Raw genomic sequence first — 23,971 nt, forward strand, 5'->3', positions numbered from 1 at the left:
CGAACGGAGGTCAGGTGATGAATCGCGAAGCGACAACCGTGCCCTCGGCGTCGACTGGCGAGCGGGCCGATTTGATCGCTTGGCGGCGGCGGGATGCGTTGCGGCGCGGCAATGCCGCACGCCCGGTACCGAGCAAACGCGAGTATCGGCGCAGGCGCAAGCATCGGAAGGCGGCGACCGAGTACTGAGCTGGATGTCGGCTGTAGTCGAAGTGCCCGCCGCGGGTCCGGTCGCTCAGGTCGGCGGGCGTAGCGCCGCGAATTCGTCTGTCACGCGTAGGCCCGAGTCGGTGAAGCGGTAGACCGCTGCCGGGCGTCCGCCCGCGCGGCCCGGGGCGGCGGTGGCACCGGTGGGGGTGATCACTTTGCGGCGGGTCAGAACTCGCTGAAGGTTGGTGGTGTCCACGTCGTATCCTAGTGCGGCGCAATAGATTTCGCGTAAAGTCGACATGGTGAATCGATCCGGCGCGAGCGCGAAGGCGATGTTGGTGTAAGAGAGTTTCGCGGCCAGGCGGGTGCGGGCGTGGTCGACGACGGTGCGGTGGTCGAAGGACATGGCCGGCAGTGCGGAGACCGGATGCCAGGCGGTGTCGGACGGCAACTTCGGGTCCGCGGTGAGCGGGACCAGGCCCAGGTAGGCCGAGGCGATGCGCCGGGGGCTCGGTACCCGGTCCGGGGCGCTGAACACCGAGAGCTGTTCGAGGTGGGTCAGCTCGCGCACGTCGACCTTCTCGGCGAGCTGGCGGCGCGCGGAGGCGTCGAGGTCCTCGTCGTCACGTAGCTGCCCGCCGGGCAGAGACCAGGTGCCTTTCTGTGGGTCGAGCGCGCGCTCCCACAGCAGCACGGCCAGTTCGGTCCGCTGGTCGGGCGGGCAACGGCGCAGCATGCCTTCTGCGCGGTCGGCAGGGTTCGTACCTGCGGCAATGGTTGCGGGGAAGCGGCGAACCTGGAACACCGCGGTGAGTGATTCATGGCTGGTGCTACTATGGGTCACGTTTTCGATTGTAAGTCGAAAACCTGGTTGGGTGCGAATCGGTGGTGAAGCCGATCGCACGAGGAAGGGAGCCATCCATGGCGACGATGGGTGCGAAACTGGCGCCCCCGCTGATGGGGCAGGTGTTCGACGGACCCGCGGGGTTCGCGGGTGTCGAAGCGACGCCGGAATGGGCGCAGGAGGTCAAGCGGCTCGCCGAGGAGCGCAACGCGACTATCCTCGCGCACAACTATCAGCTGCCGGAGATCCAGGACGTGGCCCACCATGTCGGCGATTCGCTGGCACTGTCCCGGATCGCGGCCGAGGCGCCGGAGGACACCATCGTGTTCTGCGGCGTGCACTTCATGGCCGAGACCGCCAAGATCTTGAGCCCGGCCAAGACGGTCCTCATTCCGGACCAGCGGGCCGGGTGCTCACTCGCGGACTCCATCACCGCCGACGAGCTGCGCGCCTGGAAGGCCGAACACCCGAACGCGATCGTGGTCTCCTACGTGAACACCACGGCCGAGGTGAAAGCGCTCACCGACATCTGCTGCACATCGTCCAACGCGGTGGACGTGGTCGCCTCCATCGACCCCGACCGCGAGGTGCTGTTCTTGCCGGACCAGTTCCTCGGCGCGCACGTCAAACGCGTCACCGGCCGGGCGAACGTGCACATTTGGGCCGGCGAATGCCACGTGCACGCGGGCATCAACGGCGACGAGCTGACCGAGCAGGCGCGCACCCACCCGGACGCGGAGCTGTTCGTACACCCCGAATGCGGGTGCGCGACGTCGGCGCTCTACCTCGCGGGCGAGGGCGCTTTCCCGGCCGAGCGGGTGCACATCCTGTCGACCGGCGGCATGATCGACGCGGCGAAGGCGGCGACGTCGAACCAGGTGCTGGTGGCCACCGAGATCGGCATGTTGCACCAGTTGCGCAAGGCCGCGCCGGGCATCGACTTCCAGGCCGTGAACGACCGGGCCTCGTGCAAGTACATGAAGATGATCACTCCGGCGGCATTGCTTCGCTGCCTGGTCGATGGTCGCGACGAAGTCCATGTCGATCCGGAAACCGCGGCGCTCGGCCGCAATTCGGTGCAGCGGATGATCGAGATCGGCAATCCGGGCGGTGGTGAGTGACGTCGACCTCTGCCCTGGTGGCAGTGGTCGGTCACGCGCGGAACACGGTGGCCGCCGCGCGAGTGCGGACCACCGCGAATCCGGGCGACACCGCCGCGGATTCGGGGGCTGGAACACGGGCAGGCGTGGGCCGATGACCACCCGGTTCTCGATCGATTGGGAGGCCGAGGCCGATCTCGTCGTGATCGGCGGTGGCGTCGCGGGCCTGACCGCGGCGCGGACCGCGTCGCTGCGCGGTCTTCGGGTGCTGACACTCAGCAAAGGCGGACCGACCGACACGTCGACGCAGTACGCGCAAGGCGGCATCGCCGTTGTCGCGCCGGACGGGGATTCGGTCGAATCCCACGTGCACGACACGGTGGAAGCCGGTGTCGGGCTGTGCGACGTGGACGCGGTGCGCTCGATCGTCGCGGGCGGCCAAGCCGCGCTCGACGCGTTGACCGATCTCGGCGCGGTTTTCGATCTGGGCCGAGACGGCCAGATCTCGCGGACCCGAGAGGGCGGGCACAGCACCCGCCGGATCATCCACGCGGGCGGAGACGCCACCGGCGCGGAGGTGCAGCGGGCGTTGAATGAGGCCGATCTGCCGGTGTTGTTCGGAACTGCGGTCGGCGAGATCAGCACCGGGCCGAACGGTGTGCAGGGTGTCGTCGCCGTGTCCGATCAAGGATTCGGTGTCGTGCACGCGCCCGCAGTGTTGCTGGCCACCGGCGGGCTCGGCCGACTGTACGCGCTGAGCACAAACCCCCCCGGCGCCACTGCCGACGGCATCGCACTCGGGCTATGGGCGGGCGCGGTCGTCGCCGATCTCGAATTCGTGCAGTTCCATCCGACCGTGCTGTACACCCCGGGTGGGATGGGGCGCAGGCCGCTGATCAGCGAGGCAGTACGCGGCGAGGGGGCGGTACTCGTCGACACCGAGGGCGATTCGGTGACCGCCGGACTGCATTCGCGCGGTGACCTCGCGCCGCGTGACGTGGTGTCTCGCGCCATCGCCGCACGGATGCGCGCGCTGGGTACCGACCACGTCTATCTCGACGCGCGCGCGATCGACGGCTTCCGGCAACGGTTTCCGACGATCACCGCCTCGTGTCTGGCCGCGGGCATCGATCCGGGCACGGACCTGATCCCGGTGGCGCCGGCCGCGCACTATCAGTGCGGCGGGCTCGTGACCGACACCCATGGCCGCACCGGAGTCGCCGGCCTGTACGCGGCGGGCGAGGTAGCGCGCACCGGTCTGCACGGCGCGAACCGGCTGGCCTCCAACAGTCTGCTCGAGGGACTGGTGGTCGGCGAGCGTGCCGGGGCCGCCGCGGTCGAACGGCTGGGTGTGCCTGCGACGGTGACCGCGGTCGGCGCCCGCGTCACCGAGTGCACCGATCGCGACGTGGTACAGCAGTTGATGACCACGCACGCGTCGGTCGTGCGCGACGGCGCCGGTCTCGACGAAGCGCTCAAGCGGCTCGACGACGTGGCCACTACGCGCGAAACATGTTCAGCGCCCACGACCGCGGTCGCGGGGATCGAGGACGCAGCGCTCACCCTCGCGGCGCGAACCCTGCTGCTCGCGGCGGTCGCGCGCACCGAAAGCCGTGGCTGCCACACCCGATCGGATCATCCGGTCCCGGTGGCGGCGTTGCGGCACAGCCTCCCGATCCGACTGAATCCCGAGGGTGCGCCGGAGCACACCCAGGCAATTCCCTGACCACAGCCGTCGAGTAAGGATCGCGGCGAGATGCCGCCGACTCGGCGAGAGAGAAAGGAGCGCTTCGATGGCTCTGGATTCCGCACTGGATCGTGACGAGGTGCAGCGGATCATCCGTCTGGCGCTGGACGAGGATCTGCGTTATGGCCCGGACGTCACCACGGTGGCCACCGTGCCTGCCGACGCGGTGGTGAAGGCATCGGTGGTATCGCGGCAGCCAGGGACCGTCGCCGGCCTCGACATCGGGCTACTGGTACTCGACGAGGTGATCGGCGCGGGTGACTACGAGATCACCGGCCGGGTCGCCGACCGGACGCGGGTGGTACCGGGGCAGTCCGTACTGACCGTGATCGCGCCGACCCGCGGGCTGCTCACAGCCGAGCGCACCATGCTCAACCTCGTCTGTCACCTCTCTGGGATAGCGACTACGACGGCTGCCTGGGTCGACGAGGTCGCAGGTACCGGGTGCGGTATCCGCGACAGCCGCAAGACCCTGCCGGGGCTGCGCGCGCTGCAGAAGTACGCGGTCCGGGTCGGCGGCGGTGTGAACCACCGCATGGGTCTCGGCGATGCCGCGCTGATCAAGGACAACCACGTCGTCGCGGCGGGGTCGGTGGTGGAGGCATTGCGCGCGGTCCGCGCGGTCGCTCCCGGCATCGCCTGTGAGGTCGAGGTGGACAGCCTGGAGCAGCTCGACGCCGTGCTCGCCGAGGACGTGGAACTCGTCCTGTTGGACAACTTCGCGCTCTGGCAGACGCAGGCAGCCGTGCAGCGGCGCAACGCCGCGGCGCCCGCGACGAAGCTGGAGTCCTCGGGCGGTCTGAGTCTCGCCGCCGCCGCCGACTACGCCCGTACCGGTGTCGACTACCTCGCCGTCGGCGCCCTCACCCACTCGGTGCGTGTCCTCGACCTCGGGCTGGATATGTAAGCGGGTGCGTTCGGCGCGGTCCCTGCTGGGGAACGTTGCTTCGTCTTCGTGGCCGGGTTCGATTCGCTGATCGGTCGCCTATGGTCCGACACTCCGGAGGTCGCGGACTGGACCTTTCGCAGGTGAGCCGGGTTAGCGTGATCGGGATCACCCACCGCGCGGACGAGGGGAGCAGCAGCATGGATTTGCATCTGTCGGGCAAGATCGCTGTCGTGACCGGCGCCAGCAGGGGGATCGGTCTTGCGGTCACCCGAGCGCTGGTGGCGGCCGACGCTCACGTCGTTGCTGGGTCACGCGGCCGTGGACCCGATCTCGGGGTGCTGGAAGAAGCCGGGAAGGTGACGTTCGTGTCCGCCGATTTGTCGCAGCCCGGTGGAGTCGGTGACCTGATCGCGGCGGCCAGGGAGCGCGGCGGAATCGATGTGCTGGTGAACAACGTCGGCGCGCTCAGAATGCGACCGAGCGGTTTCGCCGGCGTCACCGACGACCAGTGGCAGAGTTCCTGGGAGCTCAATGTGATGGGGACGGTGCGGCCGACCCGCGCGGCTCTGCCACAGATGTACCGACGCGGTGGCGGATCGATCGTCATCGTCGGATCCGTCAACGCGTACCTTCCCGACCCCAGGATCTACGACTACTGTGCCACCAAGGCCGCCGTCACCAACTTCGGCAAGGCGTTGTCAAAGGAATTGGGGCCAAAGAACATTCGTGTCAACTCCATAAGCCCAGGGCCGGTGACGACCGGAATGTGGCTGGACCGAGGCGGCGTGGCCGACACGCTCGCTGGCGTCAGCGGTCAGACCGCCGACGAGGTCATGTCCGCGGCAGTGGGCGCCACCCCGATGGGCCGGTTCACCACCCCGGAACAGGTTGCCGACCTGGTCGTGTTCCTGGCCAGCGACCGGGCCGCCAATATCACCGGATCCGACATGAGGATCGACGGCGGCTTGGTCGCCACCCTGTGAGATAGCCGACCGGTCGCACGCGTCGTTCCGTGCGTCGGAATCGTGGTAGTCGTGCGCTCGCGGCTGTGGACTGTCGAATTCATACTGTCGATCAGCAATCGAGGAATGTGACGTTCTCGCCGATCGGCTGGCGGCCGATGCGAAGATTGTTCGCGGGGAAGGTCGGATCGGGGTAACCGACCGCCAGACCGCACAGGACCGAAAGCTCTGGTGGGATAGCGAGTTGTGTGTGGACGGTCTCGGGGTATCCCGCGATCGAGACCTGAACGCACGTACCCAGGCCGCGTGCGGTGAGGGCCAAGAGCAAGGTCTGCAGAAACATCCCGACACCGATGGCATCGACACGACCGAGGTCGCGATGCATGCAGACGACGCCGGCCAACGGTGCGCCGAAGAATTCCCAGTTGCGCAGAACTGCTGTTCGCCTGGCCTCGATGTCATCGCGAGCGATTCCCATCGACCCATATACTTGGGCACCCAGTTCCTGGCGCAGGTGAGCGAACGCGTGCGGTAGCAGGGGGACACGCGGCGGCTTGCTGCGAGCCTCGCGGAGCAAGGCCGCCACCAGACGGTCCCGGGCAGCTCCGGAGGCGAACACGAGGTGCCATGGCTGGATGTTGGAGTTCGACGGGGCACGGATCGCCAGCGCCAGCGCCTCATCCACCAATTTCCTCGGTACCGGTCGATCAGGCAGGAACATCCGCGTCGAACGGCGCTCCCTGATCACTTCCTCGAGGTCGAACACGAACTCCTCCAACCCGGGCACGGACAGTGGTCGGTTCATCGTCGGACCTCGAGGCGGCGAGTAGGTAGCGACCGACCTGTTCGTCGCGGTGTGGGCGGCCCGAGTTCACGCCAGAGCTTCGAATCGTCAGACTACCCGTCGGAGATCCGAGACCGAGCACTCCGACGAGCCGCGACCTCGCCACCCGCCGGAGCCGGATTCGGCTCTCGGCGACCTTCGGTGGGTTCGGCAGCCGCTATCGTTGCGGAGCGAATTATTCGGTGAACGGAAAGTAGTGGGAACTCGGAATGGACACCTACCAAGGGGGTTGGTCGAGCCCGCCGCCTGTGCCGCGGGACAGCAACAGCGGCAAACTAAGCCTTATGGTGGCGGCGGGCTTGCTGCTGGCGCTGGTCGTGACGATCGGCACTGGAGTCGCGGTGCGGTCGGTGCGTTCGAATGTGGTCGGCGGTGTCGCGACGGCTGCGGGAAGCGACGGTCAGACCCCCGCGGGCGTCGCCGCGAACGGCGCGATCCGGATCGGTGAGCCAGCAGCCAAGGTGGTTGTCCGCGTGGTCGCGGATCTACAGTGCCCCGCATGCCGGTCGTTCGACAGAGCGAACGGCAAGGTGCTGGAAGACGCGGTGAAAAGTGGCACCGCCGTTGTGGAGTACAACGTCATCTCCTTTCTGGACCGGGCGTCCACCGACAAGTACTCGTCGCGAGCAGGTAATGCGTCGTACTGTGTGGCCCGGTTCGATCCGTCGAAGTACCAGGGATGGTTGGCGACGATGTTCGACAAGCAGCCCAAGGAAGGCGGCGCCGGTCTCTCTGACGGGAAACTGATCGAGATCGCCAAGCAGGCCGGTTACACCGATGCTGCTGTGGCCACATGCATTACCGATCGCAAGTACGACGCATACCTCAGGCAGAAGACCACCGAGGTGCTCGATAGCGGCGTCAACAGCACCCCGTCTGTCTTCGTCAACGGTGTGCAGGTCACCGATCCCGGACAACTCATGACCCGGGGCGGGCTCGGCCCGGTGATCGCCGCCGCACGATAGGCGCCGAGATCCGATGCGTCGGCGCCGGCGGGTGCGTCGGAAGATCGCGGTGGTGCTCGGCGATCAGGCGGTGAGTTCACGTTCCAGCGGCGTCCGGAATCGCGGAATGGCGCGAACGTCGCCGAACCACTCGGCGGTCCGCTGTGCCTCTGTCGCGATCAGCGCCTCCGCGTCGGCCCCCACGTCCTCCAGCAGGCGCCAGACGATCTCGCCGTCCTTGCGCTGTGCCCAGCCGCCGACGATCCGCCCATCCCACCAGACAGTGGGGCCGATATTGCCGTTGCGGTCGAACAGGTGCGGTCCGTGTGATCCGAGAAACCAGTCCCGCGACTGCCACCCCATCGGTGTCGGATCCAGGGCGGGCAACAGCGCCGCCCAGGGGCGCGGTGCCAGCACGGGCTCGAGGTCGTCGGCCAACAGCACACCGACGGTGCCGTCCAGATCGACCTCGACCAGGTCGAGAGCGTCGAGCGCCGAGCGCACGTCGCGAAGAGTCCAGCCGGTCCACCAGGTGATGTCGGCAACCGGCGCCGGGCCGAAGGTGCGCAGCCAGCGACGGATCAGCTCGACTCGGGCCTCGGCGGCGGGGACGGTCGCGATGCCTTCCGGCAACCACGATTCGATCGGTGCCCAGGTGTACTGGCTGCTCGCCCAGCTGCCGTTCGGCCTGCCGCGCACGATGCGACCTTCGCAGCCCAGCGTGACCAGCACCCAGGTGGTGATGTTCGTCGGTTTCGAATAGGCCTTGTCCGGTGCGGTATTCACCTTGGTACGCAGGCGCGCGACGTCCTTGCTCAGCTGTGTGCCGGTCGCCGCGCCCCTGGCCAGCAACGCCTGATGTGTCTCGGCTTCGACCTGGCCGAGCCAGCCCAGCGCGTCACCGTCGCCGATGCCGGCCTGGTGCAGGTACCTGCTGTAGGTACGCCGCTGCTTGTGCGCCAACGCATCCGCGCATGAAGCCTGCAGAACCGGAACGAGGTCGACCGGCACGACGAACATGGTTCGCCGCATGGCCAGCATGCGTAGCAACGTGCGGTCTTCGTAGAGGGCCTGTTCGACCTCGGCGGGCGTGAGATCGCCGCCGCGGGCGGCGACCGCGAGGAACACCGTGGCCGGATCGGTCGCGTGCAGGGCCACCAGCGAGCCAGCTATCTCGGCGACCCGACCGGACCGCTCCGTCGGGGACAGCCGGTGCCGCACTGCCAGCCGAGCGCGGCGCTGGGCGGCGTCGATCGAACGCATAGGCGAATCCTATGCCTTGCCCTCGATGATCCGGATCCCGGCCAGGTCCTGGGTCGGTGACCAACCGCTGAAACGCCATGCCGAACGGCGGCCGCTCCAGACCGCCGCCCATGACATCATGCGCGCATGAGAAGCGGATATCCGGTACTCGCTGCGTGCTGTGCTGTTGTGTTCCTCGTCTTATCGATAAGCGTTGTCGCGCCGATGGTTTCGGCGCGGCAGGAGTGCGCGGTCCGGGTGGTGGTGCGCCCGGTGACGGTGCGAGTCGACGGCGAGGACGCGACCGGCCGGGTCTATGAGCCCTACCGCTGCGCCGAGGGCGACCTGACTCCGCAGGCGCTGGTGGTCGCCGTGCACGGGCACGACGGCTCGTCCGCGGATTTCGCCGACTACCTCACATCGATCTCGCGGCGGACCGGAACTGCGATCCTGGCGATGGACTTGCGTTCGACGACCAGTGTCTGGCGTACCGGCGAGTGGAACCTGACCGCGGGCTCGCGCGACGTCGTCGCGGCGACGCGGTGGTACAAGGACACCCACCGCGGCATCGCTCGCACGGTGTTGTGGGGCTGGAGCCAGGGCGGGATCACCAGCGGCCTCGCCGCGGCGCACGGCCCACGTGGCCTGTTCGACTATTGGGTCGACACCTACGGTCCCGCGGACGATTTCACGATGTGGCTGGGTGCCTCGATGGTCGATCCTGTGTTGCCCGGCCAGATCGAGCGCGACGCGGGTGGCTGCCCGCCCGCTGTCTGTCCGCAGGCTTACGCGGAACGCTCCCCGGTGCTGGTGGCGAACCGGATCGACGTGCGTCGCACCGTCCTCGTGCACGGCACCGGCGACGACGTGGTGCCGTATGCGACCAGCGTGCAGATGCGCGCCGGACTGGCCGCCGCGGGCAAGCCCACCTCGATGTACACCATTGTCACCGGTCGCGACCTGGACGGGCGTGTGGTTCCGGGCGATCACGGCATCGGCCCGGTCTTCTTCGAAGGCGGCTGCGTTGTCGAGCGTCTACTGCTCGGTACGGAACCGGTCGAGGGTCCGGACCGCGACTATGTCGTGGATGTCGCACATGGCGTGCTCACTGCTCCGTCCGCGCCACCCGAAGCCAAGTGCGCGGCCTGAACGGGAACATGACCGCGTCGTGACGCGGTTGCTCGAAGAGGGACCGGCAACGAAGTGAGGGGACGATGAGCAAGCCGACAGATCCGGCGTACCACTGGAACGGCACGGATCTCGACCTGGACGACTACCTGGCTCGGATCGGATTCGACGGCGACCGGGTACCCACCGTGGTTACCCTGCGGGCGTTGGTGCGTGCGCACACCACCTCGATCCCGTTCGAGAATCTGGAGATCATTCTCGGCCGGTCGATCGACCTGGACTTGGCGACGTTGCAGGACAAAATGGTTCGGCGCCGCCGTGGCGGCTACTGCTATGAGCACGTCGGACTGTTCGCGGCGGCGCTGGAGCGGCTCGGTTTCGGCGTCACCGGTCTCAGCGGCCGGGTGAGCATGGGCGCGGGCGCCGGGCTGCGTCCCGCCACGCACGCTTTGCTCCGGGTGACGACCGCCGCCGACGACCGGGTCTGGCTGTGCGACGTGGGGTTCGGCGCCGGCCCGTTGGAGCCGTACGAACTGTCCGCGACGACCGGCGAGTTCGCGGCCGGTGCGTGGAAGTTCCGATTGGACAACACGCTTGGCGAACTGGACACCGACCTGTGGGTGCTGCACCAGTTCGGTAGCGCGGGCTGGATCGACCGCTACACCTTCACCCTGAACCCGCAGTACCGCATCGACTACGCCGTCGGCAACCACTTCGTGTCCACGTCGCCGCGCTCACCGTTCACGACACGTCCCTACGCGCAGCGTTTCCGCCCGGATGTCCACTATGTGCTGGATGGCACCACACTCACCTCCGAACACCCGGACGGCACCACCGATTCACGCGAACTGGACCTGGCCGACCTGCCCCAGATCCTCACCGATGTTTTCGACATCGAAATCGCCCCGCCGGACGCGGCAGCATTGGTGGCGACGCCCTGGCCGCGGACCTGACACCGTGGCGCGACCTAACCGGGTCGGTCGTCGCGGCCGGATAGGGTCGACGGTGTGCGTACCTACCGGAAGTACCTCGTCCTGTTCGCCGCACCAACGCTCGTCCTGGCCGCCTGCTCGTCCCGACCGGAGCAGCCGGACACCGTGGCCGGGGAGTTCGTCGACGCGTTGAACCGCGACGATATCGCCGCGGCCGCCCAGCTCACCGACAATCCGCCCATGGCTGCCGAGACGCTCGGCAAGCTCTACGACGGGCTCGGCAAGGCTGTGCGTTTCGAGGTGAGTTCGGTCGACGAGCACGGTTTCGCACTGGCCGCGACCTGGAAATTGGGTACCAACGGCTGGTCGGAGTGGGCCTACACCACCCACGGCGCCGCCAGCGACACCAGCGCGGGGTGGAAGGTGAAATGGGATCCCGCCACCGTCGCCCCCGGGCTGGCCACGGGGGCGTTGAGCTACAGCCCGAATTATCCGAAACCGGCCCGTGTTCTCGATTCCGGCGGTGGTGAGTTGATGACCGAGCAGGTCGTCACACTGGTGAACGTCGCACCCGATGCGGACCTTGTCGCGGTGGTGAAGTTGCTCGGCCCGCTCGCCCCGGACATCACCGCGCGATCGGTGCAAGCGGAGTTGGCTGCCGCGCAGGGGCAGCCGATCACCGCGATCACCCTGCGCGACACCGACATCGCGCCGATCCGGGACCGGCTCGCCGCGGTACCCGGCGTCACTCTCGCCGCGCAGACCCGGCTGCTGGTCACGGACAAGGCGCTCACCTCGCCGACCCTGTCCGGGCTGGCCGAACTATGGCAGAAGTCCGCCGAGGCGAACGCGGGCTGGGCGGTGCGGGCCCAGACGCCGGAAGGCACTCAGCGCGTCGCGGGTATCGATCCCACGCCGACAGCCGACATCGCGACCACCCTCGACGTCGGCCTGCAACGCGCGGCGGAGGCCGCGCTCGCGCCGATCGCCCAGCCCGCCGCGATCGTTGCCCTGCGGCCGTCCACCGGTGGCGTGGTCGCGGTGGCGCAGAACACTGCCGCCGACGCGCAGGGCCCAATCGCGCTGACCGGCCTGTACCCGCCGGGATCGACCTTCAAAACGGTCACCGTTTCGGCCGCACTACAGGCGGACACGGTCACCCCCGATACCGTGCTGCCTTGTCCGGGGACCGCGAATATCGAGGGCCGCCGTATTCCCAACGACAACAATTTCGATCTGGGCGAGGTGCCCCTGCATACCGCCTTCGCCCGCTCCTGCAACACCACGATGGGCGCGCTCGCGGTGCGACTGCCCGCCGACGCGCTGACGAAAGCGGCGGCGCAGCTCGGGCTCGGGATCGACTACGTCACACCGGGCCTGACCACCGTCACTGGGAAGGTTCCGCCCGCCGACACGTCCGCCCTGCGGGTGGAATCCGCGATCGGTCAAGGGCAGGTGACAGCATCTCCGTTCGGGATGGCGTTGGTCGCCGCGGCCATCGCCCATGGTGCGGTGCCAGCGCCCACCCTCGTCACCGGTCAGCCCGGTACCCCGGACCGGACTCCGGCCGTGCTCCCGCCCACCGTCGCCGATCGGCTGAAATCCATGATGCGCGAGACGATTACGGGCGGCACCGCCACACAGTTGAGCGATATTCCCGGTCTGCTCGGCAAAACCGGAACCGCGGAATACATCGATGACACCCACGCGCACGGCTGGTTCGTCGGCATCGACGGTGACCTGGCATTTGCCGTGTTCGTCAGCGATGCGAGCGGTTCGGGTCCCGCGGTGGACGCGGCGGGCCAGATGCTGCGGGCCGCGCGATAGGTCCGTTCTGGGCGGATTCGTGCGCGGAACAAGCCCGGCTGGCGCGTGCGGTATTCCAGAGCCCGCTACACTCATTCCCGGACCGCGTGAGTAATCAATATGCGGGATGTCACGATTTCGAGAAGGTTCGGAGTAGGCGCCATCGATACCGGTCAGTTGATCGCGGAGCATTACCGCCTGGTCGAGCGGATTGGTAGCGGCGGCACGGGCGTGGTTTGGCGTGCCGTCGACGAACGCCTCCAACGCTCCGTTGCCGTCAAGCAGATCCATATCCAGCCGAGCCTGCCGGAGGCCGAGCGGGACGTGGTGCGCCAGCGCGCGATCCGGGAGGCACGCAACGCCGCCCGCTTCCAGCATCCGAACGCGATCGTCGTGTTCGACATCACCGAGCACGAAGGCGACCCGTGCCTGGTGATGGAGTACTTGAAGTCCAAGAGCCTCGCGGCGGTGATCGCGGCGCAGGGCACCCTGTCGTTGACTCAGGTGGCGCGCATCGGCGAGCAGGTCGCCTCGGCGCTGATCGTCGCGCACCAGGCCGGCATCGTGCACCGCGACGTGAAGCCGGGCAACATTCTGCTCGACGACCACGGCACCGTGAAGATCACCGACTTCGGCATCTCCCGCGCGACCGGCGACGTCACGCTCACCGAGACCGGACTGATCTGCGGCACCGCCGCCTATCTCGCCCCGGAGATGGCCCGTGGTTCCGATCCCAGCCCCGCGTCCGATGTGTTCGCGCTGGGCGCCACGCTGTTCCACGCGCTCGAGGGCGAACCGCCCTACGGCGCAGGGTCCAATCCGCTCGCCGTGCTCTACGCCGCCGCCAACGGTCAGTTGAGCGAGCCGCGCAATGCCGGTCCCGCAACGGATTTCCTGCTCGACCTCCTGAGTCCCGAGCCGTCCGAGCGCCCGAGCATGCGGGTGGCGCGTGAGCAGCTCGCCGCGTTCGCCGATGCCGGCCCGGCACCGGTGGCCGCCGGGTTCGTACCGGCCAGCGAAGCCTTCGCCCGGCCGAGGGCGGGTGAACCCGAATCGGCGACGCGCGCCCTGCGACCATCGGCGATGGCCTCAGCGGCGTATAACCCGACCGAGCGACAGCAGCGTCCGCGTCCGCGTCCCGCACCGGCCAGACCCGTCGCCCAGTCCGACACCGAGACGCATCCGCGCACCATGGCACATCCGCGCCCGGTGCCCGAGCACCGGTCGAGCGGTATGCGGCGTGGGGTGCTGATCGGTGTGCTGGTCGGCGCGGTCGCGGTGGGTGGGGTCATCGTGGTGGACATGATGAGTTCCTCCGGCTCGAGCAGCAATGCATCCCAGGGTGGTTCCTCGTCGGTGACCGCATCGGCGCACCCTGGCGGCAACACGCCGTCATCGGTCCCCTCGGCGGGGGAGACAAAGAGCGTGGGCCAGGCCGACCAGCGCCAGTCCATTGATCAAGTGGTGGACTTCTACAACAACCTCACCTATCTGAGACTCGTCTCCGCATGGAAACAGCTGACCCCGGCGGCACAGCAGGTCTATGGCAGCCAGCAAGCCTTCCAGGACTACTGGACGCAGAATCAGGTCACGGGCTTCAACACCGTCGATGCCTCCAGTGGGCCCACGGGCAACGCGGACGGTTCGGTGGACATCAACGTGGCCAGCGTGACTTCGGCGAACCAGAACAAGTCGGTGACGCTTCGGTTGATCAACCCCGGCAGCGGGTCTCCGCTGATCGACAGCGACACCCGTTGACACGAGTTCCGAAGCGACACTGCGTGCGTGACCGGGCGCGTATCCGAACACGGTCACCGCGATGGCCGATAGCCCGCTGTGAGCCGTACCGCACACTCTGCGCGACGTCGGAGCATAAATTCGTCCGATAACGTCTGACGTCAGCCGGCTCACCTGCGCTCGGTCGGCGCCGGCGGTGAAAGGACCGGGTCCGGCAGCGTCCATTAGGCTGGTAGCGGCAACTTTCCTGTTGCGGATCTTCTGGAGACAAGGATCGAATCCACATGACAACCCGCATCGAGCTCGCCCGCGTCGATCTGCGCGGTCGCACTCCCTCTGTTGCCGAGCTGCGCGCCGCGCTGCCGCGCGGGGGAGTCGATGTCGACTCGGTGCTGCATCAGGTGCGGCCGGTGGTCGAGGCGATCCGCGATCGAGGCGTGTCCGCGGCATTGGAGTTCAGCGAACGCTTCGACGGCGTGATCCCCGCGACTGTGCGGGTGCCCGCCGCCGAGTTGGCGACAGCGCTGGACCAGCTGGACCCCGCGGTTCGCGCGGCACTGGAGGAGTCCATCGCCAGGGCACGCACGGTGCACGCTGATCAGCGGCGCCCCGACAAGACTACGCAGGTGGTGCCGGGCGGGATCGTCACCGAACGGTGGCTGCCCGTCGAGCGGGTCGGCCTGTATGTGCCCGGCGGCAATGCCGTCTACCCGTCCAGCGTCGTGATGAACGTGGTGCCCGCGCAAACCGCGGGCGTCGGCTCATTGGTGGTGGCCTCGCCGCCGCAGGCGCAGTTCGGCGGACTGCCGCACCCCACCGTTCTCGCCGCGGCGCAACTGCTCGGCGTCGAGGAGGTGTGGGCGGTGGGCGGCGCCCAAGCTGTCGCGCTGCTGTCCTATGGCGGCCTCGACACCGATGGCGCCACGTTGGAACCGGTCGACCTGATCACCGGACCCGGCAACATCTTCGTCACCGCGGCCAAGCGGCTGTGCCGCGGCCTGGTCGGTATCGACGCCGAGGCGGGCCCGACCGAAATCGCGATTCTCGCCGACGCCACCGCGGACCCGGCGCACGTCGCCGCCGATCTGATCAGCCAAGCCGAGCACGACGTGCTGGCCGCCAGCGTCCTGGTCACCGACAGCGCGCAGTTGGCCGACGCGGTGGACGCAGCGCTCAATGCCCAGCTCACCGTGGTCAAGCACGCGCACCGGGTGAGTGAGGCGCTGCATGGCAAGCAGTCCGGGACGGTCCTCGTCGACGACATCGACCAGGGTCTGCGCGTCGTGAACGCGTACGCCGCCGAGCACCTGGAGATCCAGACCTCCGACGCGTCCGCCGTCGCCGCCCGCGTCCGCAGTGCGGGGGCGGTGTTCGTCGGCGCGTACGCGCCGGTCAGCCTCGGCGACTACTGTGCGGGCTCCAATCACGTCCTGCCCACGGCAGGCTGCGCACGCCACTCGTCGGGCCTGAGCGTGCAAACCTTCCTGCGCGGCATTCACGTGGTGGAATACACCGAGGCGGCATTGAAGGATGTCGCCGGTCACGTGGTCACGCTGGCGAACGCCGAGGACCTGCCCGCGCATGGTCAGGCCGTACGGGCGCGTTTCGAGGCGTTGTCATGACCCGTGCGGTGAGCGCACCCGGCGCGAACGTGAGCCTGGACGATTTACCGCTGCGGGAGAGTCTGCGCGGCAAGAAGCCTTATGGCGCACCACAATTGACTGTCCCCGTGCAGCTCAACACGAATGAGAACCCGCACCCGCCGAGCGCGGCGCTGATCGACGACGTGGCCGAGTCGATCCGCGTCGCGGCCGCCGATCTGCACCGCTACCCGGACCGGGACGCGGTGGGTCTGCGTTCGGACCTGGCCGAGTATCTGACCGGACAGACCGGCGTCGCGGTGGCCGCCGACAACGTCTGGGCGGCAAACGGATCCAACGAGATCCTGCAGCAGCTACTCCAGGCGTTCGGGGGAACCGGCCGCAGTGCACTGGGTTTCGTGCCCTCGTACTCGATGCACCCGATCATCTCGACGAGCATCGACACCGAGTGGATCGAAGCCCTGCGCAACGACGACTTCTCCCTCGATATCGACTACGCGCTGGCCGTGATCGCCGAACGTTCCCCGGACGTGGTGTTCGTCACCAGCCCGAACAATCCCACCGGGCACAGCATTCCGCAGGGGGACTTGGCCCGCGTCCTCGCCGCCGCACCCGGCATCGTGGTGGTCGACGAGGCGTACGGCGAGTTCTCGGCGGAACCGAGTGCCATCGGGCTGATCGACCGGTTCCCGACCAAGCTCGTTGTGACCAGAACGATGAGCAAGGCGTTCGCCTTCGCGGGCGGGCGCCTCGGCTACCTGGTCGCCGCGCCCGCGGTTATCGACGCGATGCTGCTGGTGCGGCTGCCCTACCATCTGTCGGTCGTCACCCAGGCCGCCGCGCGCGCGGCCTTGCGACACGCCGAGGAGACCCTCGGCAGCGTCGCCGAACTGGCCGCGCAGCGCGACCGGGTCGCGGCGGCGTTGCGGAACATGGGGTTCGACGTGATTCCCAGCACCGCCAACTTCCTGCTGTTCGGCCGCTTCGCCGACGCGGGCCGCACCTGGCAGCGGTATCTGGACCACGGCGTGCTGATCCGTGACGTCGGTATCCCCGGCTACCTGCGGACCACCATCGGCCTGGCCGCCGAGAACGATGAACTGCTGAAGGTCAGCGGCGCGTTGGTCGGCACCGACCTCGCGCCCCGATGACCCGGCTCCAGTACGCCTTCGGCGACAACGTGATTGGGAGTGAGCATGACTAGGACCGCACGGGTGGAGCGGGTCACCAAGGAATCCGGCATCGTCGTCGAGCTGGATCTGGACGGCACCGGCCGGACCGAGATCTCCACCGGCGTCCCGTTCTACGACCACATGCTGACGGCGCTCGGCGTGCACGCCGGCTTCGACCTGACCGTGCGCGCCGAGGGCGACATCGAGATCGAGGCGCACCACACGGTGGAGGACACCGCGATCGTATTCGGCCAGGCGCTGGGGCAGGCACTCGGCGACAAGGCGGGCATCCGCCGGTTCGGTGACGCGTACATCCCGATGGATGAGACGCTGGCGCACGCCGCGGTCGATCTGTCCGGTCGCCCGTACTGCGTGCACATCGGCGAGCCGGAGCATCTGCTGCATGCCGTGATCCCGGGGTCCGGACCCGGCGCACCATATTCCACCGTGTTGAACCGGCATGTGTTCGAGTCGATCGCACTGAACGCGCGCATCGCCCTGCATGTGCGCGTGCTCTACGGCCGCGACCAGCACCATGTCACCGAGGCCGAATTCAAGGCGGTCGCACGGGCATTGCGCGCCGCGGTGGAACTCGACGCGCGGGTCAGCGGAGTTCCGTCGACGAAGGGAACGCTGTGAACGAGCGAACCATCGACGCGGCCACCGGTGCGGTCGGGTCTGCGCGCAGCGTCGGAGAGGTGCGGGGATGAGTCCGAAATCCGTCGCCTTGCTCGACTACGGCTCCGGCAATCTGCACTCGGCCGAGCGGGCGCTGGCCCGTGCGGGCGCACGGGTCGAGGTGACGGCCGACCCGGAGGTCGCGCTGGCTGCCGACGGTCTGGTCGTGCCCGGCGTCGGCGCCTTCGCCGCCTGCATGGCAGGGCTGCGGGCGGTACGGGGCGAGCGCATGATCGGCCGACGACTGGCCGGTGGTCGTCCCGTGCTCGGTATCTGCGTCGGCATGCAGATCCTCTTCGAGCGCGGCGTCGAGTTCGGTGTGGAAACCGACGGGTGTGCCGAATGGCCGGGCACCGTCGAGCGCCTGTCCGCCCCGGTGCTGCCGCATATGGGCTGGAATACCGTCGCGGCCCCGGCCGACAGCGTCCTGTTCGCGGGCCTGGATATCGACACCCGTTTCTACTTCGTGCACTCCTACGCGGCCCAGACGTGGGAACTACCGCGCAGTGAGCATTTCGCTGCGCCGAAGCTGACCTGGGCCGAGCACGGTGTGCCGTTCCTCGCGGCGGTGGAGAACGGAGCGCTGTCGGCGACTCAGTTCCACCCGGAGAAGTCCGGCGATGCCGGCGCCCACCTGCTGCGCAACTGGGTGCGATCGCTGTAGCCCGGTGATCCCGCGCGCGTCCGGCGCGCGGGATCCCGGCGACCTCAGTGCGACTGCACCTTGCTGACCAGCCAGCGTCCGTCCACGTTGTCCACGGTGACGGTCATCGATACGCGGCCCGTCTCGGGCAGACCTTCGGTTTCGTCGCTCGTCACCGTCCGCACCACGTCGACGGTCACTTCGGCCCGGTTGTCGTCGCCGGACACGATGCGGCAGTCCGCCGAGTTCGCCTCGGCATGCGCGTGTGCGGCCTCGGCGCTTGTTTGGATATTGGTCCGGAAGTTCTGGAACTCGGCCCGGAAGTCGCCGGTGCTCAGCTCGAGCATTCTACGTGCGTGGTCATCGAACCGCGCGTAGTCGTATGTCGCTGCTGCGGTGCCGAATTCGCATCCGGCCAGGCGCGCCTCCTCGGGCGGAGCCGCGACGGCAGTCGGTGCGGTGGCGAGCGCTGCGGCGCAGGTTGCTGCCGAAATCATCAGTGTGGCAAAGAAAGTCGACCGTGACATGCACATCCTCAATGCGAGGTGGAGATGGCGACCGGGGGTGATCGCCGAGCCGAGACATTACCGGCCGGGCCACCCGCTGCGGTCGTGCATCCGCGATGCGGCATCCATCGGCCGGCGACGAATAGGACTGTCAGGCCGAGCTGGGCAGGCGCACCCACATCGACCGCAGCGATATCGTCGCCGCGGTGAACGACCTCGCCCACCGTGGTTTCGTCGAGCGCAGCCCCGACCCGGTCGACCGCCGCCGCAACATCGTCGCGCTCACTGCCGCGGGCACCCGCCATCTCGACGATCTGGACGCGCATCTGGCTGATGCCCAGGACGAGTTGCTGGCCGGATTCTCCAGCGCGGATCGCCGCACGCTGGTCACATTGCTGACCCGCATCATCGACACCCACAGCAGCGCACTGCCACACCCGTGATCGAGGTCCCATCAGCGGAAGCCCGAGGCTCGAACGCGGGTGGCCAACCACTAGGCTGCTCTCGTGAGTCTTGTGCTGCTACCGGCTGTCGATGTTGCCAATGGAGAGGCCGTGCGCCTCGTGCAAGGGGAGGCCGGTAGCGAAACCAGCTACGGCTCGCCCCGCGAGGCGGCGCTGGCCTGGCAGGAAGCAGGCGCCGAATGGGTGCATCTGGTCGATCTGGACGCGGCCTTCGGGCGCGGCTCGAATCGGGAACTGCTCGCCGACGTCGTGGGCGAGCTCGACGTCAAAGTGGAACTCTCCGGCGGTATCCGCGACGACGCGAGCCTGGCGGCGGCACTGGCCACCGGCTGTGCCCGGGTGAACCTCGGCACCGCCGCGCTGGAGGACCCGGTCTGGTGCGCCACGGCGATCGCACGCCACGGTGAGCGCATCGCCGTCGGCCTGGATGTCCGTGTGGTCGACGGCGAACACCGCTTGCGCGGTCGTGGCTGGGTCAGTGACGGCGGCGACCTGTGGGAGGTGCTCGAACGGCTCGAGCGGGACGGCTGCTCGCGCTACGTCGTCACCGACGTGACCAAGGACGGCACGCTCACCGGTCCCAATTTGGACTTGCTGCGCGAGGTCTGCGCGGTCACCGACGCCCCCGTGATCGCCTCCGGCGGCGTCTCCACCATCGACGACTTGGTCGCGATCGCCGGGTTGGTGCCGGAGGGTGTCGAGGGCTCGATCGTCGGCAAGGCGCTCTACGCGGGCAGGTTCACACTGCCCGAGGCGCTGGCCGCGGTGAGATGAGCCGCGATCTGTCGACACTGCTCGCCGTGGCGAGCGAGATCTTGGAATCGGTGAGCCCGCGATTCGTCGAGGGGGTCGGCGCGCCGAGCGCGGTCGTCAAGGGGCGCAACGACTTCGCTACCGAGTTCGACCTGGAGCTGGAGCGGACCGTATCCGGTGAACTGGAGCGACGCACCGGGATCGAGGTGCACGGCGAGGAGTTCGGCGGTCCGCAACTCGGCTCGGGCACCGCCTGGGTGCTCGACCCGATCGACGGCACGTTCAACTACTCGTCGGGACATCCGCTCTCGGGCATGTTGCTCGCGCTGGTACGCGACGGCGAGCCGGTGCTCGGCCTGACCTGGCTGCCGCTGCTCGGGCGCCGCTACGCCGCCATCGCCGGTGGCCCGGTGCTGGTGAACGGCGTGGCACAGCCACCGCTGCCCCGCGGCAAGCTAGCCGAGGCGATGATCGGTTTCGGTGCCTTCAACGTGGATTCGCACGGTCGCATCCCCGGGCAGTTCCGCTTCGATCTGCTCGGTCCGCTGAGCAGGTTGTCCTCGCGAGTGCGCATGCACGGCTCCACCGGTATCGATCTGGCGTTCACCGCCTCCGGCGTGCTCGGCGGTGCGATCGTCTTCGGGCACCATCCGTGGGACAACGCGGCCGGTGTCGCGTTGGTGCGCGCCGCGGGCGGCGTGGTCACCGACCTGGCGGGCGCGCCGTGGACCATCACCTCCGGGTCGGTGCTCGCGGCGGCGCCCGGAGTGCACGAAGAACTGCTCGACATGATCTGCACGGTCGCCGACCCGACGACCACGGAGGAAGGGTGAGGCAATGACGTTGGCGGTACGTGTGATTCCGTGTCTGGACGTCGACGCGGGCCGGGTGGTCAAGGGCGTGCAGTTCGACAACCTGCGTGACGCGGGTGATCCCGTCGAGCTGGCAGCTCGCTACGACGCGCAGGGCGCCGACGAGCTGACCTTCCTCGACGTCACCGCCTCCACCGGCGACCGCGGCACCATGATCGACGTGGTGACCCGCACCGCGGAACAGATATTCATTCCGCTCACCGTCGGCGGCGGTGTGCGGACCGTCGACGACGTGGACCGGTTGCTGCGCGCAGGCGCCGACAAGGTGTCGGTGAACACCGCCGCGATCGCGCGACCCGAGGTATTGCGCGAAATGTCCGAGCGATTCGGCTCCCAGTGCATCGTGCTGTCGGTGGACGCGCGTACCGTGCCGACCGGTCAGCCGAAGACTCCCTCCGGCTGGGAGGTGACCACGCACGGCGGCAAGCGCGGCACCGGGATCGATGCGGTCGAATGGGCAGTGCGCGGCGCCGAACTCGGCGTCGGCGAGATCCTGCTCAACTCGATGGACGCGGATGGCACCAAAGCTGGTTTCGACCTGCTGATGATCAGTGCGGTACGGGCGGTGGTCACGGTGCCGGTGATCGCCAGCGGGGGAGCGGGCGCGGTCGAGGACTTCGCTCCGGCCGTGCACGCCGGCGCCGATGCGGTGCTCGCTGCCAGCGTGTTCCATTTCGGCGACCTGACCATCGGTCAGGTCAAGGAGTCGATGCGGGCGGAGCAGATTGTGGTGCGGTAGCGGCGAGTTTCAGCGGTCTGACACGATCTGAGCGAGACTCTGCGTGGGTGCTGCGTCGCGTGCCTGTTATAACGGTCTCATGAGTCTCGACCCCGCCATCGCGTCCCGCCTGAAACGCAACGATGCCGGGTTGGTGTCCGCCGTCGCGCAGGAACGCGCCACCGGTGACGTCCTGATGGTCGCGTGGATGGACGACGAAGCGCTGGCACGGACGCTGCGAACGCGCAAGGCGACCTACTATTCGCGCTCGCGCCGGCAGTACTGGGTCAAAGGCGAGACCTCCGGTCACACTCAGCATGTGCACGAAGTGCGGCTCGACTGTGATGGCGACACGATCCTGCTCGTCGTCGATCAGCAGGGCGCTGCCTGCCACACCGGCACGCACACGTGCTTCGACGCGGATGTGCTGCTCGCCGCCCAGCCCGGAACGGGCCTATGAGCCGGGTGTGTGGTCGTCGGCTGGCGTCGACGCGGCGAACTCGCCGGATTCGGATCGGCTCAATGCGTCGGTGAGGTGCTCTGCCAGCCGTTCGCCGAGCTCGGCCAACTGGGCCTTTTGTCCGTCGTCCACGCCGTCGAACACGAACTGTCGAACCGTGTTCAGGTATCCCGGCGCGGCCTCGACCACTTTCCGGTAGCCGCTGTCGGTGAGCACGGCCTGGACGCCGCGTCGACCGGCGGTCGCCGACCGTTGCGCCCAGCCCATGCGTTCCAGCTTGGACACCACATGGGACAGCCGCGATAGCGATGCGTTTGCCTTGTGTGCGAGATCACTCATCTGCAGCCGGTGTCCCGGTTCTTCGGACAGCAGGGTCAGCACCCAGTACTCGAAGTGCGTCACTCCGGAATCGCGCTGCAGCTGGGTGTCCAGAGCTCCGGGTAGGCGGGTGATCAGCGCGACGATTGCGCGCCAAGCTCGCTGTTCGACGGGGTCGAGCCACTTCGTCACTGTGTGCCTTCTTTCAAGCCAAGTGACGCGTCGGTAGTGGGAAGCCTAGTGATTATTGAAAAGTATGTTCACAGTCACTCGCATCATCGAGTTTGCCATGTCTTCGCTCGGGTCGTCATAAAGATGGCGAGGGACGTGAGTTCGTTCACAGGCCGTCGGGGTGGATCGAGGTGGGGCTTGTCGCGGGACCCGGCTGATCGGCTGACTTCTTCGGGTGCGTGCGCCGCCACCTGCGCAGCATCATCAGGGCGGCGACCGCGGCGAAGGCCAGTATCGCCGCGATCGCGCCGACCAGGCAGGCGCCCCGGAACGCGGGCGCGTCGACGTCCAGGATCCGCTCGCCGGCGTGGGCGGCATTGCCGTTGCCCAGCACGATGGTCAAGGTCATCAGGTTGGGGATCGCGACAAGGATCGCGATGACAGCGGCGGCGCCCGCCAAGAATCTGCCCGCTCTGCGGCGCCAGACCAGCACGGCGAACAGCAGGAGGAAAAGCGGTACGGCGGTACACAACACGCCGTAGGTCAGCCCCAAACCGATGCCCTTGGCGAAGCTGCCGCCCACCATCTGGGCGATCCGCTGCGCCCACCAGCGCGGGATGAAGGCGGACAGGATGAAATAGGCGATGACGAGGACCGCGAGAACTGCTAGTCCAGCGATGATCCGCGTGCGCCATACGGCCACCGTGGATTTCTGTCCGCCCGGCTGAACCTCGGTCGAAGTCATGAACTCAGCGTAAGCCGGGTGACCGGCGCGACCTTGACTTCGTGAACGCGGCGAGTCGTACGGCCTACCTGGCGCGCAGGAACTTCAGGGCTTCGTCGGCGTGTACGGCGGCGCGCAGCTCGCCGCTGATGATCGTGCGGATCGTGCGGTCGGTGTCGATGACGAACGTCTTCCGCTTCACCGGCGCCAGTGTGCCGAGCAGTCCGCGTTTGACGCCGAACTGCGCCGCGACCGCGCCGTCGGCATCGGCGAGCAGTGGGTAGCCGAGCCGCTGCTTGCCGGCGAACCCGGCCTGGGTGTCGACGCTGTCGGTGCTGATGCCAACGCACGTGGCGCCGACAGCGGCGAATTCGGCGGCCAGGTCGCGGAAGTGGCACGCTTCGGCCGTGCACACGGGGCTATTGGCCGCTGGATAGAAGAACAGAACCAGTACGCCGTCGGCGAGCAGTGCGTCGAGCGAGCGGGTGGTGCCGGATTGATCGGGAAGCTCGAAGTCGGGTGCGAGCTGTCCTGGCTGCATGAAGGGGACATTACCGGGCAGGTGCG

Annotated in this window: 26 protein-coding genes; 19 read left to right on the plus strand and 7 right to left on the minus strand. The window is 68.1% G+C overall.

What is annotated here, in order from left to right; genetic code table 11:
• Window positions 1–14: 14 nt before the first annotated feature.
• The gene (locus AB0C34_RS25400; RefSeq protein WP_357078025.1) at window positions 15–188 is read left to right on the plus strand and encodes a hypothetical protein; all 174 of its coding nucleotides are present in this window, start codon (window positions 15–17) and stop codon (window positions 186–188) included.
• Between the two features lie 46 nt (window positions 189–234).
• On the opposite strand, the gene AB0C34_RS25405 is transcribed toward AB0C34_RS25400, so the two are convergent.
• Window positions 235–993, minus strand: a complete 759-nt coding sequence (locus AB0C34_RS25405) for an NUDIX domain-containing protein (protein WP_357077810.1) — start codon at window positions 991–993, stop codon at window positions 235–237.
• Between the two features lie 77 nt (window positions 994–1,070).
• Here AB0C34_RS25405 and nadA point away from each other — a divergent pair, with 77 nt between their 5' ends.
• From nadA to AB0C34_RS25425, 4 genes are all read left to right on the plus strand, one after another.
• Window positions 1,071–2,114 (plus strand): quinolinate synthase NadA, encoded by a 1,044-nt coding sequence (nadA, locus tag AB0C34_RS25410; RefSeq protein ID WP_357077812.1) that lies wholly within the window; start codon window positions 1,071–1,073, stop codon window positions 2,112–2,114.
• 133 nt (window positions 2,115–2,247) lie between these two features.
• Entirely contained in the window at window positions 2,248–3,819 is a 1,572-nt protein-coding gene (locus AB0C34_RS25415) for an L-aspartate oxidase (protein ID WP_357077815.1), read from the plus strand.
• A gap of 67 nt (window positions 3,820–3,886) precedes the next feature.
• A complete protein-coding gene (nadC, locus tag AB0C34_RS25420) occupies window positions 3,887–4,747 on the plus strand; it encodes a carboxylating nicotinate-nucleotide diphosphorylase (protein WP_357077818.1) in 861 nt (286 codons plus the stop codon).
• A gap of 179 nt (window positions 4,748–4,926) precedes the next feature.
• Window positions 4,927–5,712: an SDR family oxidoreductase gene (locus tag AB0C34_RS25425; RefSeq protein WP_357077821.1), complete on the plus strand. Its 786-nt coding sequence runs from the start codon at window positions 4,927–4,929 to the stop codon at window positions 5,710–5,712.
• Window positions 5,713–5,803: 91 nt separating this feature from the next.
• Here AB0C34_RS25425 and AB0C34_RS25430 read toward each other — a convergent pair whose 3' ends face one another.
• The gene (locus AB0C34_RS25430; RefSeq protein ID WP_357077824.1) at window positions 5,804–6,496 is read right to left on the minus strand and encodes a nitroreductase; all 693 of its coding nucleotides are present in this window, start codon (window positions 6,494–6,496) and stop codon (window positions 5,804–5,806) included.
• A 248-nt stretch (window positions 6,497–6,744) separates the two neighbouring features.
• On the opposite strand from AB0C34_RS25430, the gene AB0C34_RS25435 reads away from it, so the two are divergent.
• Window positions 6,745–7,500 (plus strand): thioredoxin domain-containing protein, encoded by a 756-nt coding sequence (locus tag AB0C34_RS25435; protein WP_357077827.1) that lies wholly within the window; start codon window positions 6,745–6,747, stop codon window positions 7,498–7,500.
• A 63-nt stretch (window positions 7,501–7,563) separates the two neighbouring features.
• On the opposite strand, the gene AB0C34_RS25440 is transcribed toward AB0C34_RS25435, so the two are convergent.
• Window positions 7,564–8,742 carry a winged helix DNA-binding domain-containing protein gene (locus AB0C34_RS25440; protein ID WP_357077830.1) on the minus strand — a complete coding sequence of 393 codons (1,179 nt, stop codon included), beginning with the start codon at window positions 8,740–8,742 and terminating at the stop codon, window positions 7,564–7,566.
• 126 nt (window positions 8,743–8,868) lie between these two features.
• On the opposite strand from AB0C34_RS25440, the gene AB0C34_RS25445 reads away from it, so the two are divergent.
• The 8 genes from AB0C34_RS25445 to hisH all read left to right on the plus strand — a co-directional run bounded on the left by AB0C34_RS25445 (window position 8,869) and on the right by hisH (window position 18,439).
• A complete protein-coding gene (locus AB0C34_RS25445; RefSeq protein ID WP_357077832.1) occupies window positions 8,869–9,870 on the plus strand; it encodes a prolyl oligopeptidase family serine peptidase in 1,002 nt (333 codons plus the stop codon).
• A gap of 65 nt (window positions 9,871–9,935) precedes the next feature.
• The gene (locus tag AB0C34_RS25450) at window positions 9,936–10,802 is read left to right on the plus strand and encodes an arylamine N-acetyltransferase (RefSeq protein WP_357077835.1); all 867 of its coding nucleotides are present in this window, start codon (window positions 9,936–9,938) and stop codon (window positions 10,800–10,802) included.
• 54 nt (window positions 10,803–10,856) lie between these two features.
• Window positions 10,857–12,608 (plus strand): penicillin-binding transpeptidase domain-containing protein, encoded by a 1,752-nt coding sequence (locus tag AB0C34_RS25455; protein WP_357077837.1) that lies wholly within the window; start codon window positions 10,857–10,859, stop codon window positions 12,606–12,608.
• Between the two features lie 99 nt (window positions 12,609–12,707).
• Entirely contained in the window at window positions 12,708–14,345 is a 1,638-nt protein-coding gene (locus AB0C34_RS25460; protein WP_357077840.1) for a serine/threonine-protein kinase, read from the plus strand.
• 263 nt (window positions 14,346–14,608) lie between these two features.
• Window positions 14,609–15,946: a histidinol dehydrogenase gene (gene hisD, locus AB0C34_RS25465; RefSeq protein WP_357077843.1), complete on the plus strand. Its 1,338-nt coding sequence runs from the start codon at window positions 14,609–14,611 to the stop codon at window positions 15,944–15,946.
• Window positions 15,943–17,076, plus strand: a complete 1,134-nt coding sequence (locus AB0C34_RS25470; RefSeq protein WP_357077846.1) for a histidinol-phosphate transaminase — start codon at window positions 15,943–15,945, stop codon at window positions 17,074–17,076. Before hisD ends, AB0C34_RS25470 begins: the two co-directional genes overlap by 4 nt.
• Before the next feature lie 45 nt (window positions 17,077–17,121).
• Window positions 17,122–17,736, plus strand: coding sequence for an imidazoleglycerol-phosphate dehydratase HisB (hisB, locus tag AB0C34_RS25475; RefSeq protein WP_357077849.1), 615 nt, complete (start codon window positions 17,122–17,124; stop codon window positions 17,734–17,736).
• A gap of 67 nt (window positions 17,737–17,803) precedes the next feature.
• Window positions 17,804–18,439: an imidazole glycerol phosphate synthase subunit HisH gene (hisH, locus tag AB0C34_RS25480; RefSeq protein WP_357077852.1), complete on the plus strand. Its 636-nt coding sequence runs from the start codon at window positions 17,804–17,806 to the stop codon at window positions 18,437–18,439.
• 44 nt (window positions 18,440–18,483) lie between these two features.
• Here hisH and AB0C34_RS25485 read toward each other — a convergent pair whose 3' ends face one another.
• Entirely contained in the window at window positions 18,484–18,945 is a 462-nt protein-coding gene (locus AB0C34_RS25485) for a hypothetical protein (protein WP_357077855.1), read from the minus strand.
• A 140-nt stretch (window positions 18,946–19,085) separates the two neighbouring features.
• Between AB0C34_RS25485 and AB0C34_RS25490 the strand changes: the two genes are divergently transcribed.
• The 5 genes from AB0C34_RS25490 to hisI all read left to right on the plus strand — a co-directional run bounded on the left by AB0C34_RS25490 (window position 19,086) and on the right by hisI (window position 22,191).
• The gene (locus AB0C34_RS25490; RefSeq protein ID WP_357078001.1) at window positions 19,086–19,367 is read left to right on the plus strand and encodes a MarR family winged helix-turn-helix transcriptional regulator; all 282 of its coding nucleotides are present in this window, start codon (window positions 19,086–19,088) and stop codon (window positions 19,365–19,367) included.
• Between the two features lie 63 nt (window positions 19,368–19,430).
• Entirely contained in the window at window positions 19,431–20,162 is a 732-nt protein-coding gene (priA, locus tag AB0C34_RS25495; RefSeq protein WP_357077857.1) for a bifunctional 1-(5-phosphoribosyl)-5-((5-phosphoribosylamino)methylideneamino)imidazole-4-carboxamide isomerase/phosphoribosylanthranilate isomerase PriA, read from the plus strand.
• Window positions 20,159–20,974 (plus strand): inositol monophosphatase, encoded by an 816-nt coding sequence (locus AB0C34_RS25500; RefSeq protein ID WP_357077860.1) that lies wholly within the window; start codon window positions 20,159–20,161, stop codon window positions 20,972–20,974. Before priA ends, AB0C34_RS25500 begins: the two co-directional genes overlap by 4 nt.
• Window positions 20,975–20,978: 4 nt before the next feature.
• Window positions 20,979–21,752, plus strand: a complete 774-nt coding sequence (gene hisF / locus AB0C34_RS25505) for an imidazole glycerol phosphate synthase subunit HisF (protein WP_357077863.1) — start codon at window positions 20,979–20,981, stop codon at window positions 21,750–21,752.
• Window positions 21,753–21,831: 79 nt separating this feature from the next.
• On the plus strand, window positions 21,832–22,191 hold the full coding sequence (gene hisI / locus AB0C34_RS25510; protein WP_357077866.1) for a phosphoribosyl-AMP cyclohydrolase: 360 nt from the start codon (window positions 21,832–21,834) through the stop codon (window positions 22,189–22,191).
• On the opposite strand, the gene AB0C34_RS25515 is transcribed toward hisI, so the two are convergent.
• The 3 genes from AB0C34_RS25515 to AB0C34_RS25525 all read right to left on the minus strand — a co-directional run bounded on the left by AB0C34_RS25515 (window position 22,186) and on the right by AB0C34_RS25525 (window position 23,945).
• The gene (locus AB0C34_RS25515; RefSeq protein WP_357077869.1) at window positions 22,186–22,701 is read right to left on the minus strand and encodes a MarR family transcriptional regulator; all 516 of its coding nucleotides are present in this window, start codon (window positions 22,699–22,701) and stop codon (window positions 22,186–22,188) included. The genes hisI and AB0C34_RS25515 overlap by 6 nt on opposite strands.
• A gap of 145 nt (window positions 22,702–22,846) precedes the next feature.
• Window positions 22,847–23,425 carry a permease gene (locus AB0C34_RS25520; protein ID WP_357077872.1) on the minus strand — a complete coding sequence of 193 codons (579 nt, stop codon included), beginning with the start codon at window positions 23,423–23,425 and terminating at the stop codon, window positions 22,847–22,849.
• A 64-nt stretch (window positions 23,426–23,489) separates the two neighbouring features.
• Window positions 23,490–23,945, minus strand: coding sequence for a peroxiredoxin (locus tag AB0C34_RS25525; protein ID WP_357077875.1), 456 nt, complete (start codon window positions 23,943–23,945; stop codon window positions 23,490–23,492).
• Between the last annotated feature and the right edge of the window lie 26 nt (window positions 23,946–23,971).

It is taken from the genome of Nocardia sp. NPDC049220 (assembly GCF_040647855.1).
Classification (GTDB): Bacteria; Actinomycetota; Actinomycetes; order Mycobacteriales; family Mycobacteriaceae; genus Nocardia.

Excerpts from the sequence above, each read along its gene's own strand:
- AB0C34_RS25525 (WP_357077875.1), bottom strand. The coding sequence starts at position 23,945 with ATGCAGCCAGGACAGCTCGCACCCGACTTCGAGCTTCCCGATCAATCC.
- AB0C34_RS25470 (WP_357077846.1), top strand. The coding sequence starts at position 15,943 with ATGACCCGTGCGGTGAGCGCACCCGGCGCGAACGTGAGCCTGGACGAT.
- hisD (WP_357077843.1), top strand. The coding sequence starts at position 14,609 with ATGACAACCCGCATCGAGCTCGCCCGCGTCGATCTGCGCGGTCGCACT.
- AB0C34_RS25450 (WP_357077835.1), top strand. The coding sequence starts at position 9,936 with ATGAGCAAGCCGACAGATCCGGCGTACCACTGGAACGGCACGGATCTC.
- AB0C34_RS25445 (WP_357077832.1), top strand. The coding sequence starts at position 8,869 with ATGAGAAGCGGATATCCGGTACTCGCTGCGTGCTGTGCTGTTGTGTTC.
- hisB (WP_357077849.1), top strand. The coding sequence starts at position 17,122 with ATGACTAGGACCGCACGGGTGGAGCGGGTCACCAAGGAATCCGGCATC.
- AB0C34_RS25485 (WP_357077855.1), bottom strand. The coding sequence starts at position 18,945 with ATGTCACGGTCGACTTTCTTTGCCACACTGATGATTTCGGCAGCAACC.
- AB0C34_RS25430 (WP_357077824.1), bottom strand. The coding sequence starts at position 6,496 with ATGAACCGACCACTGTCCGTGCCCGGGTTGGAGGAGTTCGTGTTCGAC.
- hisH (WP_357077852.1), top strand. The coding sequence starts at position 17,804 with ATGAGTCCGAAATCCGTCGCCTTGCTCGACTACGGCTCCGGCAATCTG.
- hisI (WP_357077866.1), top strand. The coding sequence starts at position 21,832 with ATGAGTCTCGACCCCGCCATCGCGTCCCGCCTGAAACGCAACGATGCC.
- AB0C34_RS25425 (WP_357077821.1), top strand. The coding sequence starts at position 4,927 with ATGGATTTGCATCTGTCGGGCAAGATCGCTGTCGTGACCGGCGCCAGC.
- AB0C34_RS25460 (WP_357077840.1), top strand. The coding sequence starts at position 12,708 with ATGCGGGATGTCACGATTTCGAGAAGGTTCGGAGTAGGCGCCATCGAT.
- AB0C34_RS25435 (WP_357077827.1), top strand. The coding sequence starts at position 6,745 with ATGGACACCTACCAAGGGGGTTGGTCGAGCCCGCCGCCTGTGCCGCGG.
- nadA (WP_357077812.1), top strand. The coding sequence starts at position 1,071 with ATGGCGACGATGGGTGCGAAACTGGCGCCCCCGCTGATGGGGCAGGTG.
- nadC (WP_357077818.1), top strand. The coding sequence starts at position 3,887 with ATGGCTCTGGATTCCGCACTGGATCGTGACGAGGTGCAGCGGATCATC.
- AB0C34_RS25415 (WP_357077815.1), top strand. The coding sequence starts at position 2,248 with ATGACCACCCGGTTCTCGATCGATTGGGAGGCCGAGGCCGATCTCGTC.
- AB0C34_RS25520 (WP_357077872.1), bottom strand. The coding sequence starts at position 23,425 with ATGACTTCGACCGAGGTTCAGCCGGGCGGACAGAAATCCACGGTGGCC.
- hisF (WP_357077863.1), top strand. The coding sequence starts at position 20,979 with ATGACGTTGGCGGTACGTGTGATTCCGTGTCTGGACGTCGACGCGGGC.
- AB0C34_RS25500 (WP_357077860.1), top strand. The coding sequence starts at position 20,159 with ATGAGCCGCGATCTGTCGACACTGCTCGCCGTGGCGAGCGAGATCTTG.
- AB0C34_RS25440 (WP_357077830.1), bottom strand. The coding sequence starts at position 8,742 with ATGCGTTCGATCGACGCCGCCCAGCGCCGCGCTCGGCTGGCAGTGCGG.